This is a genomic window from Bradyrhizobium sp. LB13.1, assembly GCF_054056815.1.
In genome coordinates this window covers 1,609,493-1,625,621 of sequence record NZ_JBSRYQ010000001.1, presented here as the reverse complement: position 1 = coordinate 1,625,621, position 16,129 = coordinate 1,609,493, and the positions used below count along the sequence as shown (strand labels likewise).

Below are 16,129 nucleotides of genomic sequence, written 5' to 3'. Positions count from 1 at the left end.
AAGCGACGCGCTGCCCGCGCGTCGCTTGGCCACGGCCCGTTTCCTTCCGCGCTACATCGACTTGACGATGCTTTCGGTGACCTTCTTGGCGTCGCCGAGCAGCATCATGGTGTTGTCCCGGTAGAACAGCGGATTGTCGATGCCGGCATAGCCCGAAGCAAGCGAGCGCTTGATGAACATCACGGTGCCGGCCTTCCAGACCTGGAGCACCGGCATGCCGTAGATTGGCGAGGTCTTGTCGTCTTCGGCGGCCGGATTGGTAACGTCGTTGGCGCCGATCACGAAGGCGATGTCGGCCTGCGCGAACTCGGAGTTGATGTCCTCGAGCTCGAACACCTCGTCATAGGGCACGTTGGCTTCGGCAAGCAGCACGTTCATGTGGCCGGGCATGCGGCCGGCGACCGGGTGAATGGCGTATTTCACCTCGACGCCTTCCTTCTTCAGGATGTCGCCCATTTCGCGCAGCGCATGCTGGGCCTGCGCCACCGCCATGCCGTAGCCGGGCACGATGATGACCTTCTGAGCGTTCTTCATGATGAAGGCCGCGTCGTCGGCCGAGCCGAGCTTGACCGGCTTCTGCTCGCCGCCGCCGCCACCGCCGGCCGCAGCGGTCTCGCCGCCGAAGCCGCCGAGGATGACCGAGATGAAGGACCGGTTCATCGCGTGGCACATGATGTAGGACAGGATCGCGCCCGACGATCCGACCAGCGCGCCGGTGATGATCAGTGCGGAATTGCCGAGAGTGAAGCCGATGCCGGCAGCCGCCCAGCCGGAGTAGGAGTTCAGCATCGAGATCACGACCGGCATGTCGGCGCCGCCGATCGGGATGATCATGAGCACACCGAGCGCCAGCGCGATAATGACGATCAGCCAGAAGTCGAGCGCGCTGCCCGACATCACCAGGCCGACGACGAAGACGACGAGCGCGATCGCGAGCGCGATGTTGATGATGTGGCGGAACGGCAGGATGATCGGCGCACCGCTCATCCGCGCGGACAGCTTCAGGAACGCGATCACCGAACCGGTGAAGGTCAGCGCGCCGATGGCGACGCCGAGCGACATCTCGACCAGGCTCTGTGGATGGATGTTGCCGGGGGTGCCGATGTCGAAGGCTTCGGGCGCGTAGAATGCGCCGGCAGCGACGAGCACCGCGGCCATGCCGACCAGAGAGTGGAAGGCGGCGACCAGTTCCGGCATCGAGGTCATCGGCACGCGGCGGGCGATCACCGCGCCGATCGCGCCGCCAAGGGCGATACCTGATATCACGAGGATCCAGGCGACGCCGTCCGCCGGCGGATGGCTGGCGAGCGTGGTTGCGACCGCGATCCCCATGCCGATCATGCCGAACAGATTGCCCTGGCGCGACGACGCCGGGCTCGACAGCCCGCGCAGCGACAGGATGAACAGCACCCCCGCCACGAGATACAAGAATGCAGAGAGATTGGCGTTCATCTCAGGTCCCCATTGATCCCTTCAGCCCGAGGTGGCCGCTTACTTCGACTTCTTCTTGTACATCCCCAGCATGCGCTGGGTGACAAGGAAGCCGCCAAAGATGTTCACGCAGGCAAAGATGAGCGCGACGAAACCGAAGCCGCGCGCCCAGCCGGAGCCGATCGAGATCATGCCGACGCCGACCGCCAGCAGCGCGCCGACCACGATCACCGAGGAGATCGCGTTGGTCACGCTCATCAGCGGCGTATGCAGCGCCGGGGTCACCGACCACACCACGAAATAGCCGACGAAGACGGCGAGAACGAAAATCGACAGCCGGAAGACGAAGGGGTCAACGACCTGTGCAACATGCTCCATGGCGGCTCTCCTTACGCTTTCGGCTGGAAATTCGGATGAATCACGGCGCCGTCCCTGGTCAGCGCGGTCGCCTTCACGAGTTCGTCGTCCCAATTCACGGCCAGCGCCTTGTTGGTCTTGTCGAACATCGTTTCGATGAAATTGAACAAATTGCGCGCGTAGAGGCTGGAGGCCGACGCCGCGACGCGGCCGGCGACATTGGTGTAGCCGACGATCTTGATGCCATCGACGTCGGCGACTTCGCCCGGCCTTGCACCCTCGACATTGCCGCCGCGCTCGACGGCGAGATCGACCAGCACCGAACCCGGCTTCATCGACTTGACCATGTCGGCCGTGACCAGCTTCGGCGCCGGCCGGCCCGGAATCAGTGCCGTCGTGATCACGATGTCCTGCTTCTTGATGTGCTCGGCGGTCAGCGCGGCCTGCTTGGCCTGATACTCTTTCGACATTTCCTTGGCGTAGCCGCCGGCGGTCTGCGCGTTCTTGAATTCCTCGTCCTCGACGGCGAGGAATTTCGCGCCGAGCGATTCCACCTGCTCCTTGGTCGCCGGCCGCACGTCGGTCGCGGTGACGATGGCGCCGAGCCGGCGCGCGGTCGCGATCGCCTGGAGGCCGGCGACGCCGACGCCCATCACGAACACCTTGGCGGCAGGCACGGTGCCGGCCGCGGTCATCATCATCGGGAAGGCGCGGCCGAAGGCTTCGGCGCCCTCGATCACGGCACGGTAGCCGGCAAGATTAGCCTGCGAGGACAACACGTCCATTACCTGCGCGCGCGTGATGCGCGGCATCAATTCCATCGCGAAGGCAGAGACGCCGGCATCGGCGATCGTCTTCAGCGCGGCCTCATTGCCGTAGGGGTCCATGATGGCGATGACGAGCGCGCCGCGCTTGTACTGCGCCAACTCGGAGGCTTCAGGGCGCCTCACCTTAATGATGATGTCGGCGTCCTTCAGCGCGTCGGCGCTGACGATGGCCCCCACGGCGGTGAATTCGGAATCCGGCAGGCCCGACTTGAGGCCGGCGCCCGGCTCAACGGCGATCTCGGCACCCAACGCCTTGAACTTCTTCACCGTATCCGGCGAAGCGGCAACGCGCGGCTCCGACGGATCGATTTCCTTGGCAACGGCGATCTTCATAGGCCCTCCGGCGACGCGGGAAAAGCGCGCACGCGAACTTAGCGTTACTCCCGCAACGTTGGATACCGGTTTTGGAACCGGATTGTGTGCAAATTTTATGAGCAGCCGCCGGCGCTGGCGGATGCAGCCGGCGATAGTCAGGTCAGGAAGATCGCCATCAGGATCACGATGAGCGCGACCGAGATCGTGCCGTACTTCACCAGCTTGATGAAGCCCTCGTAGGTCTGCTCGTGGGCAACGTAGTCGTTGCCGTCGGCGGTGCTGTACGCCACTTCGCTATGATCAGCCATCAATTGTCCCCAGTCGAAAGTCGAATTCATCGTTGGGATACCGCAAACTTTCGGGCAGGGCAACGGCAGGCAGGCGCGGTTTTCCGGCAAATCAGGTCATTTGGAATCCAGATTATCGCGGATCCAGCGGACGAGGCTCTGCTGGCTGACTTCACCGGCGGCGAGCGCAAGGATGATGGTTGTCGCTTCCGCGGGATCGGGACTGAAGGTCACTCCGTTCTTGTGAAGAAAGACCATCATCGCCAGGAACGCGATGCGCTTGTTTCCGTCGACAAATGCGTGATTTTTCGCGAGACCGAATGCATAGGCCGCAGCGAGTTCATCGAGCGACGCCTGTTCGTAGCGCCACTTGTTGATCGGCCGATCGAGTGCCGATCGCAGCATACCTTCATCGCGCAATCCCGGCGCGCCGCCGAAGCGGCGGAGTTGCCGGCCGTGAATTGCGACAGCCTGCTCGTAGGTGATCCAGAGCGGCTCTTCGGGCTCGCTCATTTGCCCCCCTACTTTGCTAGTGCGGCAAGGGTGTCCCGGTACTTGTCCATGAGGTCGTCGGCGATTTCCATCGTCCGCCCGAAATCGGGATCATAGGGCAGCAGTTGGAAACCACCGCCCGGCAATTCCACGATGTGCAGTTGCTGTCCGCGCTTGAGGTCAAGTCGCTGCATCAGCTCGCGCGGAAGCAGCAGTCCATCTGAATTACCGATCTTCTTGATCTCGATCTTCATGGTCGTCCCACCGTACTGCGTTATACAATTGTATAACGCAGTACGGGTCGCGGTTCAACAAATGTTTTACATCGACCCTAGAGGCTCCTTACGCCTCAGCCCATTGCTTCCAGCTCGTCGATCATGCCGGCGATGACCGAGAGGCCGCTGTCCCAGAACTTCGGGTCCTTGGCATCGAGCCCGAACGGCCGCAGCAGCTCGGAATAATGCTTGGTGCCGCCGGCGGCGAGCATGTCGAGATAGCGCTCGGCAAAGCCCTCGGCCGCGTTCTCGTAGACGGCGTAGAGCGAGTTCACGAGGCAATCGCCGAACGCATAGGCGTAGACGTAGAACGGCGAATGGATGAAGTGCGGGATGTACATCCAGTAGTTCTCGTAGCCCGCCTTGATCTCGATTGCCGGCCCCAGGCTCTCGCCTTGCACCGACAGCCAGATCTCGCCGAGCCGCGTCGCGGTGAGCTCGCCGTTCTTGCGCTCGGTGTGGACCGCGCGCTCGAACGAATAGAACGCGATCTGCCGCACCACGGTGTTGATCATGTCCTCGACCTTGCCGGCGAGCAGCGCCTGGCGCTGCTTTGGGTTCCTGGTCTGCGCCAGCAGCCGCCGGAAGGTCAGCATCTCGCCGAACACGCTTGCGGTCTCCGCCAGCGTCAGCGGCGTCGGTGCCATCAGCGCGCCGTTCCTGGCCGCCAGCACCTGATGCACGCCGTGGCCGAGCTCATGGGCGAGCGTCATCACGTCGCGCGGCTTGCCCTGGTAGTTCATCAGTACGTAAGGGTGCGCCGACGGCGTGGTCGGATGCGAGAACGCGCCCGGTGCCTTGCCCGGGCGTACCGGCGCGTCGATCCAGCGATCGGTGAAGAAGCGCTCGGCGATATCAGCCATTTCAGGCGAGAAGCCACGATAGGCCGTCAGCACCATGTTCCGCGCGTCGGGCCAGCCGATGACGCCGGTCGCCGCGAAAGGCAGCGGCGCATTGCGGTCCCAGGAAGCCAGGCGCTTCTTGCCGAACCAGCGTGCCTTCAGCGCGTAATAGCGATGCGACAATTTTGGATAGGCCGCGCGCACCGAGGCGACCAGCGCATCCACCACCTCGCGTTCGACGCGGTTGTTCAAATGGCGGGAATCCGCGACGTCCTTGAAGCCGCGCCAGCTGTCTGAGATGTCCTTGTCCTTGGCCAGCGTGTTGGTGATCAGCGCAAAGATGCGCTCATTGGCCTTGAAGGTCTTTGCGAGCGCCTCGGCCGCGGCCTTGCGCTTGGCGCCGTCGCGGTCCTGCAGCAGATTGAGCGTCGGCTCGATTGCGAGCTCCTTGGTCCCGACCTTGAAACGCAGGCCCGAGATGGTCTGATCGAACAGCCGGTTGAAGGCGGAATAGCCGGTCTGCGACTTCTCCAGAAAGAGCTGCTCGAGCTTGTCGTCGAGCTGGTACGGCTTCTCCTTGCGCAGATCCTCGATCCAGGGACGGTAGTGCGCGAGCTCGGCGGCCTGCATCGCGCGGTTCAATATATCGTCATCGACACGATTGAGCTCGAGCGCGAAGAACAGCAAATGCGTCGATGCAGCCGTCAGCCGCTCGGAAACGTCGCCGTAAAACTTTGAAATCGCAGGGTCCACGCTGTCGCCGGCATGGACGAGACCGGCGTAGGAGCCGAGACGGCCGGCGAGGTCGTCGATCGCCTCATAGCGTCGCACGGCTTCAGTGAGCCATTTTCCGCCATCTTCCTTTGCTGTTCCTGTTGCGAGCTTGCCCTTGTAGTCCGTCTCGAACGCGACGCAATCGGCATCCATCTTTGCGAGATCGCGCGCCACTTCCGGCGCATCGATCCCGGTATAGAGATCGGCGAGGTTCCACTCCGGAAGCTTGCCGGTCTTGCTCGCAGGCTTGGCGGGTGAAGACTTGGCGAGCGAGGGCTTGGCAAGCGACGGTTTGGAGGACTTGACCTTGGCTGCGGATTTCCTGGTGTTCGGCTTGCGGAGAGCGGGCTTGCTAGCGGCGGATTTCTTAACTGCAAACTTGGAGCGCGAATTCATTGTGTGGGAAACCTGTGTTCAACAATCGCGACAGCGGGCGGGGGCATCAAGGTTTAAGAGTGCGTTAATCGGCTTCGGCCAGAGTGCCCCGATTCGAGACAGATAGTAGTAGCGTGCGGGGAACACCATGGCTGCCAGTATTTTGATCGCCGACGACGACGCTGTAGCCCGCCGGCTGGTCGAAAACATGGTGCAGAAATGCGGCTATGAGACGATCGTCGTGGATTCCGGCGACGCCGCGATCGCCGTCCTCACCGCCCCCGATGCGCCCGTTATCGACGGCGTCATCCTCGATCTCGTGATGCCCGGCCTCGACGGCATGGGCGTGCTGGCGAAAATCCGCGAAGCGGGCCTCAGCATCCCCGTCATCGTGCAGACCGCCCATGGCGGCATCGACAATGTGATCTCGGCAATGCGCGCGGGGGCGGCTGATTTCGTGGTCAAGCCGGTCGGCCTGGAGCGGCTCCAGGTCTCTCTTCGCAACGCGCTCAATTCGTCCGCGCTCAAGGGCGAATTGCAGCGCATCCGTCACAGCCGCGAGGGCCGGCTGACCTTCTCCGACATCATCACCCGCGCCGAGGCGATGGCGGACGTGATGCGCGCAGCGCAGAAAGCAACAAACTCCTCGATCCCCGTGCTGATCGAAGGCGAGTCCGGCGTCGGCAAGGAGATGTTCGCGCGCGCCATCCATGGCAGCGGCGAGCGCAAGGCAAAACCGTTCGTCGCAGTCAATTGCGGCGCGATCCCCGACAACCTCGTTGAGTCCATCCTGTTCGGTCACGAGAAGGGTGCCTTCACCGGCGCCACCGAGCGTCACACCGGCAAGTTCGTCGAAGCCCACGGCGGCACGCTGTTTCTGGACGAGGTCAGCGAGCTGCCGCTGACCGCGCAGGTCAAGCTGCTCCGCGCGCTGCAGGAAGGCGCGGTCGAGGCGGTCGGCGGCCGCAAACCCGTGAAGGTCGACGTCCGCATCATCTCGGCGACCAACCGCAGGCTGCTGGAGCGGGTCAAGCAGGGACACTTCCGGGAAGATTTGTTCTATCGCCTTCACGTCCTGCCGCTGACGATCCCCTCGCTGCGCTCCCGGCGCGAGGACATCCCGCATCTGCTCAGGCATTTCCTGGCGCGCTTTGCCGCCGAGGAAAACCGCTCCATCACCGGCATCAGCGGCGAGGCCGTTGCGCACCTCGCCCAGCTCGATTGGCCCGGCAACATCCGCCAGCTCGAAAACGCGGTTTACCGCGCCGTGGTGATGAGCGAGGGCGACCAGCTTGGCCTTGACGACTTCCCCCTGCTCGGCTCGCAGCCGCATCCGGGAACCGACATTCCGACCGCGCCGCTGATGCTGGAGCCGATGGCGGTCCCCTCCGTCGTGTCGGGTAATGAAATACCGATCGCGCCGCTGCCCCTGGCGGGTGCCCTCTCTATGCTGACCGCGACCGGCGAGGTCCGACCGCTGGAGGACATCGAGAACGAGATCATCCGCTTCGCGATCTCCCATTACCGCGGGCAGATGTCCGAGGTCGCCCGCCGCCTCAAAATCGGCCGGTCCACCCTCTACCGCAAACTCGACGAAGCCGGGGTTCCCGGCCATGGCGGCAAAAGCGGTGAGGAGACGCACTGAGCCTGACGCGAAGGGGGGTTCGTGCGGGCGGCGCGAGACTACTGTAAGCCGTTCGCATGACGATGGAATTCGACTGCGCGGTGAACCGTGACTTGGAAGTGACAGACACAGGGAAAAGCGCGTGGCCGAAGCGCACAATACGTTGCCAAAGGGCTTCCTTGAAGTCAGTTTGTCGTGAGTTGTCCCGGGTAGCGCTGGCTGCGAAATCGGGGCCTGTATATCGTCTGCGTAAGAATCGTTGCGTGCAGGCGTGCAACTTTCGAGAGGCCGGCGCGGTTTAGCCGAAGCTCATTAGGCGATAACAAAGCTGTTCCACGAGGGACAGTTCACCCGAGGGGTGCGACACAATGCGTGACTGTTTGAACCACCGTGCAGGCTTTGACCGTGTCTTGATGACGGTCGCGGCGACCTTCCTCACGGTATCGGCCAGCTCAGCCTTGGCGCAGGATCAGGCGCGCAGCAGCGCTGCCGAGCTTGCGATCGAAGCTGCGATCCCGCGCCCCGAACCCGCAAACGTCCCGCCCCCGACCGCATCCGACATCAAGCTCGACACCACCGCCGCTATTCAGGAACCGGCCAAGGAGGCCGTGAAGGCCGAAGCTGCACCGGCCCCCGACAAGGTTGAGAGCAAGCCTTCCGATGTCGCCACCACGCCCCCGGCAGAGGCGCCGAAGAGCGAGACGGCCAAGTCTGAACCCGCGACGTCTGAACCCGCGAAGACTGAACCCGTCAAGGCCGACACCGCAACCGCAACGCCGACCGCTCCCGCGGCACCTGCCGTCGCAGCAACCCCGGCCTCAGAGCCGGTGAAGGCCGCGAGCAACGTTCCCGCCGCCGATCAGCCGGTCGCCGACAAGCTCAAGGACATCATCGGGGCCAAGACCTCGCGCCATTTCGACCGCAAGAACGAGCGCGCGGCGATCGAGAAGTTTTACGGTGCACGCGACTTCGCGCCGGTCTGGACCCAGGGCGGCAGCCTGACCCCTGCAGCCAAGGGCGTGATCGCACGGCTGAAGGATGCGGCGTCCGACGGTCTCAATCCCGCCGATTACCAGCTGCCGGATTTTGCCGCCGCCACGACGCCCGATGCACTCGCCGATGCCGAGCTCAAGCTCACCGCCAGCATGTTCGACTATGCGCGCCAGGCCCAGAGCGGCCGCATGCACTGGTCGCAGGTCAGCGGCGACATCCTCTATCCGGAGCACCCGACCGATCCGAGCGACGTGCTCGCCAAGGTCACGACCGCGACCGATGCCTCCGCGGCCCTCGACAGCTATAACCCGCCGCAGAAGCTCTACAAGGAGCTGAAGGCGAAGCTCGCGGAGCTCCGCGGCCAGGGCAACGGCCCGGTGATCGAGATCGCCGACGGTCCGGCGCTGAAGTACACCCCGGCCGGCAAGAAGCGGGCTGAAATCGTCGTTGAAGATCCGCGCGTGCCGCAGCTGCGCGCCAAGCTCGGCCTCGCCGAGAACGTCAGCGACACGCGCTATGACGCTGCGGTCGCCGAAGCCGTGCGCAAATTCCAGAACGGCGCCGAGATCAAGGCGACCGGCATCCTCGATGACAAGACGGTCAAGGCGATCAACACACCGAAGCGCGACAAGCAGATCGACGTGGTGCTGGTGAATATGGAGCGCTGGCGCTGGCTGCCGCGCGACCTCGGCGTTCCCGCGCTGGGCGACGCCTATGTCATCCTCAACATCCCCGACTACACGCTGAAGGTGATGCAGCGCGGCCAGCAGGTCTGGACCACCCGCGTCGTCACCGGCAAGCCGGGCACGCATGCGACCCCGCTGCTCACCGAGACGATGAAGTACATCACGGTCAATCCGACCTGGAACGTGCCGCCGTCGATCGTCTACAACGAATATTTGCCGGCGCTTCAGCAGGACCCGACCGTGCTCCAGCGCATGGGCCTCAAGCTCGAACAGAACCGCGACGGCTCGGTGCACATCTCGCAGCCGCCGGGTGAAGCCAACGCGCTCGGCCGCATCCGCTTCAACTTCCCGAACAAGTTCCTGGTCTATCAGCACGACACGCCGGACAAGAACCTGTTCGCCAGGGACGAGCGTGCCTTCAGCCATGGCTGCATGCGCGTGCAGAACCCGGATCAGTACGCCTCCATCCTGCTCAACATCGCGCTGCCGAACGAGAAGTACACGCCGGAGCGCGTGCGCAGCATGTACGGCAAGGGCGAAGTCGACTTGAAATTCCCGACCCCGATCCCGGTCAACATCACCTACCAGACCGCATTCGTGGACGATGGCGGCAAGCTGCAATTCCGCAAGGACGTCTATGGCCGCGACGCGACCATGATCAACATCCTGAAGAACGGCCGCGGCAAGGATCTCGAGAACGTCGTCGCGCATTCCCAGCCGAGCTATTCACGCCCGGCAACGACGCTGCCGAACGGCGTGTTGGCAGCCAACAATGGCGGCTCGTCCGGCCTGAATTTCTTCGAGCGGCTGTTCGGAGCTCCGACTCCGCCGCCGGCTCCGGTCGGTCGCCGACCGCAGCAGCAGCGGGTATTCACCCGCTGAGACCGGCCCAGACTGGGGCCTAACTCCTGAAATTCTGCAACAAAATCAGCGACCTCATTCTCTGGATGGGGTCGCTTAACGTTAACCATTCTCCACCCGACCTCAGGCAGCGGGCGTTTTTTTGCCACACTCACCCGGTTAGGATTGTAGTCTGACTTAGTTTGGGGGCAGGAAGGTCAACCTCAAGTTAACCTTCTCGCTTTAAGAAAGCGTTCACCCTCTTTCGCGTGCTAACGGGGTTAGCGGGAGAGTCCATTTTGAACGCTGGTCGACTGGGTGGGCTCTAACGTGCTGACTGGTATCGCACGCCAATTCGCTGCGCTGTCGTTGTCCCATGCGGGAGTGAAGGCCGGCTCTCGGATCGGCCTCGCTGCCGTATTACTGCTTGCTGCCGCAGGTTCAGTTCACAATGCGGCCGCGCTGAACGAGACCAAGACGCTCTCCTTCCACCACACCCATTCCGGCGAAGACCTTACCGTCACCTTCAAGCGCGACGGGCGTTACGACGAAGCGGCGCTGAAGCAGCTCAACCACTTCCTGCGCGACTGGCGCACCCAGGACGAGACGGTCATGGACCGTCACCTCTTCGACATCCTCTGGGAAGTGTATCGCGACGTCGATGCCAAGCAGCCGATCCAGATCATCTCCTCCTACCGCTCGCCCGCCACCAACGCCATGCTCCGCCGCCGCTCCTCCGGGGTGGCGCGCTTCAGCCAGCACATGCTGGGACATGCGATGGACTTCCACATTCCGGGCGTGCCGCTGGAGCAAATCCGCTTTGCCGGCCTGCGCCTCCAGCGCGGCGGCGTCGGCTTCTATCCGACCTCCGGTTCGCCCTTCGTGCATCTGGACACCGGCAGCATCCGGCACTGGCCGCGCATGACGCATGACCAGCTCGCCCGCGTCTTCCCGGACGGCCGCACCGTCCATGTCCCGACCGACGGCACGCCGCTGAAGGGTTATGAGCTCGCCAAGGCCGACATCGAGCGCCGCGGAAGCGGCGACGACGCCGGCAGCAAGCCGAATTTCTTTGTCGCATTGTTCAAGGGCAAGCCGGCCCCGGCCGCCACGAGCAGCGACGAGGATGACGAGGGCGCGCCCGCCCCGGCCGCGAAGCCCGCCGCGCCGACCGTGGTCGCCTCCGCAGTCAAGCCGGCCGATCCGGTGCCGACGCCGCGCGCCAAGCCGTCGATCGCAGCGACGTTCCAGCTCGCTTCGGCCGATGCGCAGCTCCTGGCGCCGCCCAAGCCGAAGCCCGCGCCCGTGGTTGAAAAGCCGGCCACCGGCAAATCTGCCGACGCAAAGCTCGAGACCCCGGCCGACATCATCAACGCCCGCGGCTTCTGGGACGCCCCGGCCACGCCGCAACAGGCAACGCCGGCCCAAGTGGCTGCGCTGAAAGCCCGCCAGGCACTTGCCGCTGCCACCGATCCGCAGCCGACCGCGAGCGTCTCCGACGCCGCCTATCAGGCGCTGGCCTATGCGCCGGCGTCCGCGGCGCCGGTCGACCGCGCCAACGTCGTCGCCGCCTCCGCACCGATCCCGCGCTCCGCCCGTCCCGCCTCCGCGGCGCGCAACCTAGCGCCCGCGACCGAGATCAACACGGTTGTCGGCAAGCGCATCGATGGCATGGTCGCGACCGCGACCCGGCTCTCCGCCGCCAAGGGCGAAAGCATCTGGCTCAAGATCGTGATGCTGTCGCCGAGCGCCAGCCGTGCGATGTCGGTCACGCTGATGGGCGAGCTCGACATGGCCGCAATGCGCGCCTACTTCGTCAAGCCGCAGGCCGTGATCGCCATGGGTTTTGCCGACGATCCGATGCAAGGCCTGTCCTGCGACAGCTTTACGGGCAGTGCGACCGCGAAACTCGAGACGACATCATTCGTGGTCCGCACCGCCTCGCTGCGCTGAGATCTTTCCCCTCACACAGTTCGGATTTTCAAAATCTTGGTGCGCATCTGCACTAACAGTCTGCTGAAAAACCGCCTCGCCAGGAAGGGGACTTGATGATTCACTTTATCATCTCGAATCGGCGGAGACGATCATGCGCGGCAGGTTTACGGATCAGGGCGGCCTGTTTTCGTACATCGCGCCGGATAAACGTGTGCCAGCGAACCATCCGCTGCGGAAGGTCCGGGAACTTGTCCGGGATGTTTTGAATGATTTGAACCGCAGCCTTGGAAAGCTATACGCCAGCGAGGGACGTCCTTCGATCCCTCCGGAGCAATTGCTGAGCGCCTTGCTGCTGCAGGTGTTCTACGGCATCCGCTCGGAACGCCAGCTGATGGAGCAACTGGACTACAATCTTTTGTATCGCTGGTTCGTGGGACTGTCGCCGGACGATCCGGTCTGGGACCCGACCACCTTTACCAAGAACCGGGAGCGGCTGCAGAACGGCGATGTGTTCACGAAGTTCATGACCAGGCTTCTGAACCATTCTCAGGTCAAGCCGCTATTGTCGGACGAGCATTTTTCGGTGGACGGAACGCTGATCGAAGCCTGGGCTTCGCAGAAGAGTTTTCGCCCCAAGGACGGCAGCGGCGACGATGATGACGGCGCCAACTTCCATGGCCAGAAACGCAAGAACGACACCCATGCGAGCACCAGTGACCCGGACAGCAGGCTTTATCGCAAGGCGGCCGGACGGGAGGCCAAGCTTTGCTATATGGGCCACGCCACCATGGAGAACCGGCATGGGCTGGCGGTGGCCGGCAGGGTCACGCATGCCAATGGCACCGCCGAACGCCGGGCTGCGGAGGTCATGCTGAAGGCGAGACGCAAAGCCGCAGGTCGCCGCATCACGGCTGGTGAGGACAAGGCATACGATACGGCCGATCATGTCGCCAACCTTCGCGCCATCGGCGTGACGCCGCATGTGACACAGAACCAGGCCATCACCAAAACCGGCAAGAACCGTAACAGCGCGATCGACGAACGAACCACGCGGCATCCGGGATACGGCATGTCGCAATCGCGCCGGGCGATGGTCGAGTGCATTTTCGGATGGGGCAAGCAGCATGGCACCATGCGCAAGACCAAACATCGGGGCATCGCTCGCGTCGCCGCCGACTTCCTGCTTAATCTGATCGCCTATAACCTGATCCGAATTCCCAAACTGCTCGCCGCATAGCCACCCCGCGCCGGGGCACACTCAATAACAAGCTAGAAATTACATCCAACTCTACCGCGCCGCTCCAAAAACGACCGGCGGAAAAATGAAAATTCTCCATTTCAAGGTTTTTCAGCAGACTGCTAAGGAGGACTCCTCCACTTCCAACGGGTAATCACCCGGTATCGCTGCGCATTCCAACCGCGCATTGTGGCCTTCGCGCTTGCCTTGTGCGACCGCAGACAACTCCAACTTCGCATGACGGCATGCGGTCCATCCCAAGCCGTCACCGGATCAAGAAACTTCCACCGGAAACAATCGGAAGAGTCTCGCAGGCCAACAAGCGGGCGCAGGCCCGACGAGACTCCCAACGCAGGCGCGGCAATTGAGACGGAGACCGACAATCCTGCGGATTGAGGCTGCGTGCCAGCAGCAACCGCGTTGCCCCCAGCGCAATCCGGGAATGCAACGCTCGCTGCGAGATCCCGGATTTCGCGGAGCTTGTCATCGGGCGCCGCTTCGCGCCGACCCGTTGGGTCCATCCGGACTACAAGTCCGCGGTTTCTATCTGGCTTTCCTGGCCCGGCGATCCAGATGATACGTCAACGCCAGCGACAGGCAGACGGATAGCGGCCGCTTCGGCAGCGCGCCCGACACCGGCAACAGCAAAGCCCTGGTTTGCCGATACTCGAACTGATCGGCAAAGCGCTCGCGGAACGTATCGATCAGCGTCGTCTTGCAGTTGAACAAGATGGCGGCGTGCTCGGACTCCTTGATGCGCCCGAGCCGGATCGTGCTGCCGCTGCCGGTCTCGTCGGTCAGATAAGCAGGCTCTCCCCATTTGAGGGTTTCGCTGAGCCGACCGACCTCCTCTTGCGCCGCGGCGGTCGCGAAGATCAGCGCACGCACCTGGAGCAGCCGCTTGCTGATCGGCGCCGGGAAGGCGTCGAAGGCACGGCTCACCTCGCGCGGCAGCTTCGGAGCAGTCACAGTTTCACCCTCGATGGATCACCAATCGGTCTCCGCTGTGCCCCAGATCAAGCCGGCAGGCCTGCCCGGAGAAGGCCCGCCTGATAGCGCTGACGATCAACGTCTCGCTTATAATGCTGGGTAGAGAGATGATTGGCCACCGAAAATGCCGGTTCACGCTTGAGAACTTCGACCGCGTGCGCGCCAGCAGCAATCGCGTTGCCCATTTGCGCGAAGATCCCCGCAAGGAACGCGTGATGGGTGTGATCGGGGCGTGTGATCCGTGAGAAGGCCTCGGCGGCTTCGGCGTATTTCTCGGCACAATAATAGGCGCGCCCGAGATGGCTCCAGAAGCGTTCCGGGTGATACGGGTTGAGCCGCATCGCCTTCTTGATCCAGTCGATGCCCTCTTCAGGCCGGCCCAGCCAGGTCAGCAGTTCGCCCTGTTGCACCACCACAAGATCGTAGTTCGGGTTGAGCGCGAGCGCCCGCTCCTGATGGTAGGTGGCCCTGTCATGGTCGTCGCGGTTCAGATTGAGCGCCGCGAGGATGCGGTGGACGTCGCTGTCATTGTCGTCGAGGCCCAGCGCGGTCTCCAGCTCTGAAGCCACCTGTTGGAAGGTGGCGTCGCGATCCGCGCACCAGCTATAGACCCAAGTCTGGCCCAGGACGCACGCCTTCCACGCGTGTGCGTGAGCATAGTTTGCATCGAGTTCGAGCGCCCGGTCGAGCAGAAGTTGCGCCCGCGCATTGTCTTCGCGATTGGAGCGATGGTGTAAGACCTTGGCGGCCAGCACGCATTCATAAGCCGCCATGTTGTCCGTGGGCTTGCGATTCGCCCGATCGTGCGTCGCCGCCTCGACGCGGCCGGGCAACGTGGCGGCGATCGCCCGGGTCATCTCGTCCTGGATGGCGAAGATGTCCATGAGCTCGCCGTCGTAGCGTTCGGCCCAAATGTGCCGGTCGGTTTCCGCATCGATCAGCTGCACGGTGACGCGGACGCGACCTCCGGCCTTTCGCACACTGCCCTCGATGACATAATCGACGCCGAATTCGCGGCCGACGTCCTGCACCTTGACCGCCTTGCCCTTGTACACGAAGGTCGAGTTGCGGGAGATCACCAACAGGTCGTGGAAGCGTGAAAGCTCGGTAATGATGTCTTCGGTCAGACCATCCGCAAAGAACTCCTGCTCCGGGTCGCCACTCATGTTGGCGAAGGGCAGCACGGCAATGGACGGCTTCTTCGACTTGTCCGTCGCCTTTGCAGTGCCCTTCGTGCCGTCTGATGCGCTTGCCGGACTCTCCAGTCGAATCCGGTAGACGCGGATTGGACGGACGATGTTCTTGACGTTCTGCTCGCCGATATCCTCGAATGCAACACCATCAAGGCGCAGGCCGAGCTGGTCGCGCACCGCGCTCGAGATGCAGATACCTCCGGGCTCGGCCAGTGCCTCCAACCGTGCCGCGACGTTGACGCCGTCGCCGAAAATGTCGTTCTGGTCGACGATCACGTCGCCCAGATTGATACCGATGCGGAATTGCATCCATCGCGGCGGCGGGACGTCGGCATTGCGTCGCCCCATCCGGCTCTGAATCTCAGCAGCGCACAGCACGGCGTCGACGACGCTATGGAATTCGACGAGCATCCCGTCGCCCGTCGTTTTGATGATGCGGCCGTGATTTTTGGCAATGGCCGGATCGATGAGCTCGATCCGGTGGGTCTTGAGGCGTGCGAGCGTACCAGCCTCGTCCACCTCCATGAGCCGACTAAAGCCGACCATGTCAGCCGCGAGGACCGCTGCGAGTCTGCGCTCAGGTCCAGGCACATCCATTGCTCGGTCCCTTCGTCGAGCACTCTAGCAGACGAGCGGATTTTGCCCAAGCTGGGTGC

13 protein-coding genes are annotated in these 16,129 nt (G+C 63.3%); 4 read left to right on the top strand and 9 right to left on the bottom strand.

What is annotated here, in order from left to right; translation table 11 throughout:
* Positions 1-51: 51 nt before the first annotated feature.
* The 7 genes from ACVWYI_RS07595 to ACVWYI_RS07565 form a co-directional block, all read right to left on the bottom strand.
* Positions 52-1,452, bottom strand: a complete 1,401-nt coding sequence (locus tag ACVWYI_RS07595) for an NAD(P)(+) transhydrogenase (Re/Si-specific) subunit beta (RefSeq protein WP_247343107.1) — start codon at positions 1,450-1,452, stop codon at positions 52-54.
* Between the two features lie 39 nt (positions 1,453-1,491).
* On the bottom strand, positions 1,492-1,809 hold the full coding sequence (locus ACVWYI_RS07590; protein WP_247343104.1) for a proton-translocating transhydrogenase family protein: 318 nt from the start codon (positions 1,807-1,809) through the stop codon (positions 1,492-1,494).
* Positions 1,810-1,820: 11 nt separating this feature from the next.
* On the bottom strand, positions 1,821-2,948 hold the full coding sequence (locus tag ACVWYI_RS07585) for a Re/Si-specific NAD(P)(+) transhydrogenase subunit alpha (RefSeq protein WP_247343101.1): 1,128 nt from the start codon (positions 2,946-2,948) through the stop codon (positions 1,821-1,823).
* Between the two features lie 137 nt (positions 2,949-3,085).
* Entirely contained in the window at positions 3,086-3,238 is a 153-nt protein-coding gene (locus ACVWYI_RS07580; RefSeq protein WP_247343096.1) for an aa3-type cytochrome c oxidase subunit IV, read from the bottom strand.
* A gap of 96 nt (positions 3,239-3,334) precedes the next feature.
* Positions 3,335-3,730: a type II toxin-antitoxin system death-on-curing family toxin gene (locus tag ACVWYI_RS07575; RefSeq protein ID WP_247343093.1), complete on the bottom strand. Its 396-nt coding sequence runs from the start codon at positions 3,728-3,730 to the stop codon at positions 3,335-3,337.
* Positions 3,731-3,738: 8 nt separating this feature from the next.
* The gene (locus ACVWYI_RS07570) at positions 3,739-3,963 is read right to left on the bottom strand and encodes an AbrB/MazE/SpoVT family DNA-binding domain-containing protein (RefSeq protein WP_247343091.1); all 225 of its coding nucleotides are present in this window, start codon (positions 3,961-3,963) and stop codon (positions 3,739-3,741) included.
* A gap of 95 nt (positions 3,964-4,058) precedes the next feature.
* Positions 4,059-5,996: a M3 family oligoendopeptidase gene (locus ACVWYI_RS07565; RefSeq protein ID WP_456661623.1), complete on the bottom strand. Its 1,938-nt coding sequence runs from the start codon at positions 5,994-5,996 to the stop codon at positions 4,059-4,061.
* Between the two features lie 127 nt (positions 5,997-6,123).
* On the opposite strand from ACVWYI_RS07565, the gene ACVWYI_RS07560 reads away from it, so the two are divergent.
* The 4 genes from ACVWYI_RS07560 to ACVWYI_RS07545 all read left to right on the top strand — a co-directional run bounded on the left by ACVWYI_RS07560 (position 6,124) and on the right by ACVWYI_RS07545 (position 13,290).
* Positions 6,124-7,620 carry a sigma-54-dependent transcriptional regulator gene (locus ACVWYI_RS07560; RefSeq protein WP_247343085.1) on the top strand — a complete coding sequence of 499 codons (1,497 nt, stop codon included), beginning with the start codon at positions 6,124-6,126 and terminating at the stop codon, positions 7,618-7,620.
* 347 nt (positions 7,621-7,967) lie between these two features.
* The gene (locus ACVWYI_RS07555) at positions 7,968-10,160 is read left to right on the top strand and encodes a L,D-transpeptidase family protein (RefSeq protein ID WP_456661622.1); all 2,193 of its coding nucleotides are present in this window, start codon (positions 7,968-7,970) and stop codon (positions 10,158-10,160) included.
* Between the two features lie 288 nt (positions 10,161-10,448).
* On the top strand, positions 10,449-12,071 hold the full coding sequence (locus tag ACVWYI_RS07550; RefSeq protein ID WP_456661621.1) for a DUF882 domain-containing protein: 1,623 nt from the start codon (positions 10,449-10,451) through the stop codon (positions 12,069-12,071).
* 133 nt (positions 12,072-12,204) lie between these two features.
* A complete protein-coding gene (locus ACVWYI_RS07545; protein WP_456661595.1) occupies positions 12,205-13,290 on the top strand; it encodes an IS5 family transposase in 1,086 nt (361 codons plus the stop codon).
* A 543-nt stretch (positions 13,291-13,833) separates the two neighbouring features.
* Here ACVWYI_RS07545 and ACVWYI_RS07540 read toward each other — a convergent pair.
* Together ACVWYI_RS07540 and ACVWYI_RS07535 are read right to left on the bottom strand one after the other, a co-directional pair.
* Positions 13,834-14,259 (bottom strand): DUF1801 domain-containing protein, encoded by a 426-nt coding sequence (locus ACVWYI_RS07540; RefSeq protein WP_456661620.1) that lies wholly within the window; start codon positions 14,257-14,259, stop codon positions 13,834-13,836.
* Positions 14,260-14,306: 47 nt separating this feature from the next.
* Entirely contained in the window at positions 14,307-16,070 is a 1,764-nt protein-coding gene (locus ACVWYI_RS07535; protein ID WP_247343074.1) for an adenylate/guanylate cyclase domain-containing protein, read from the bottom strand.
* Between the last annotated feature and the right edge of the window lie 59 nt (positions 16,071-16,129).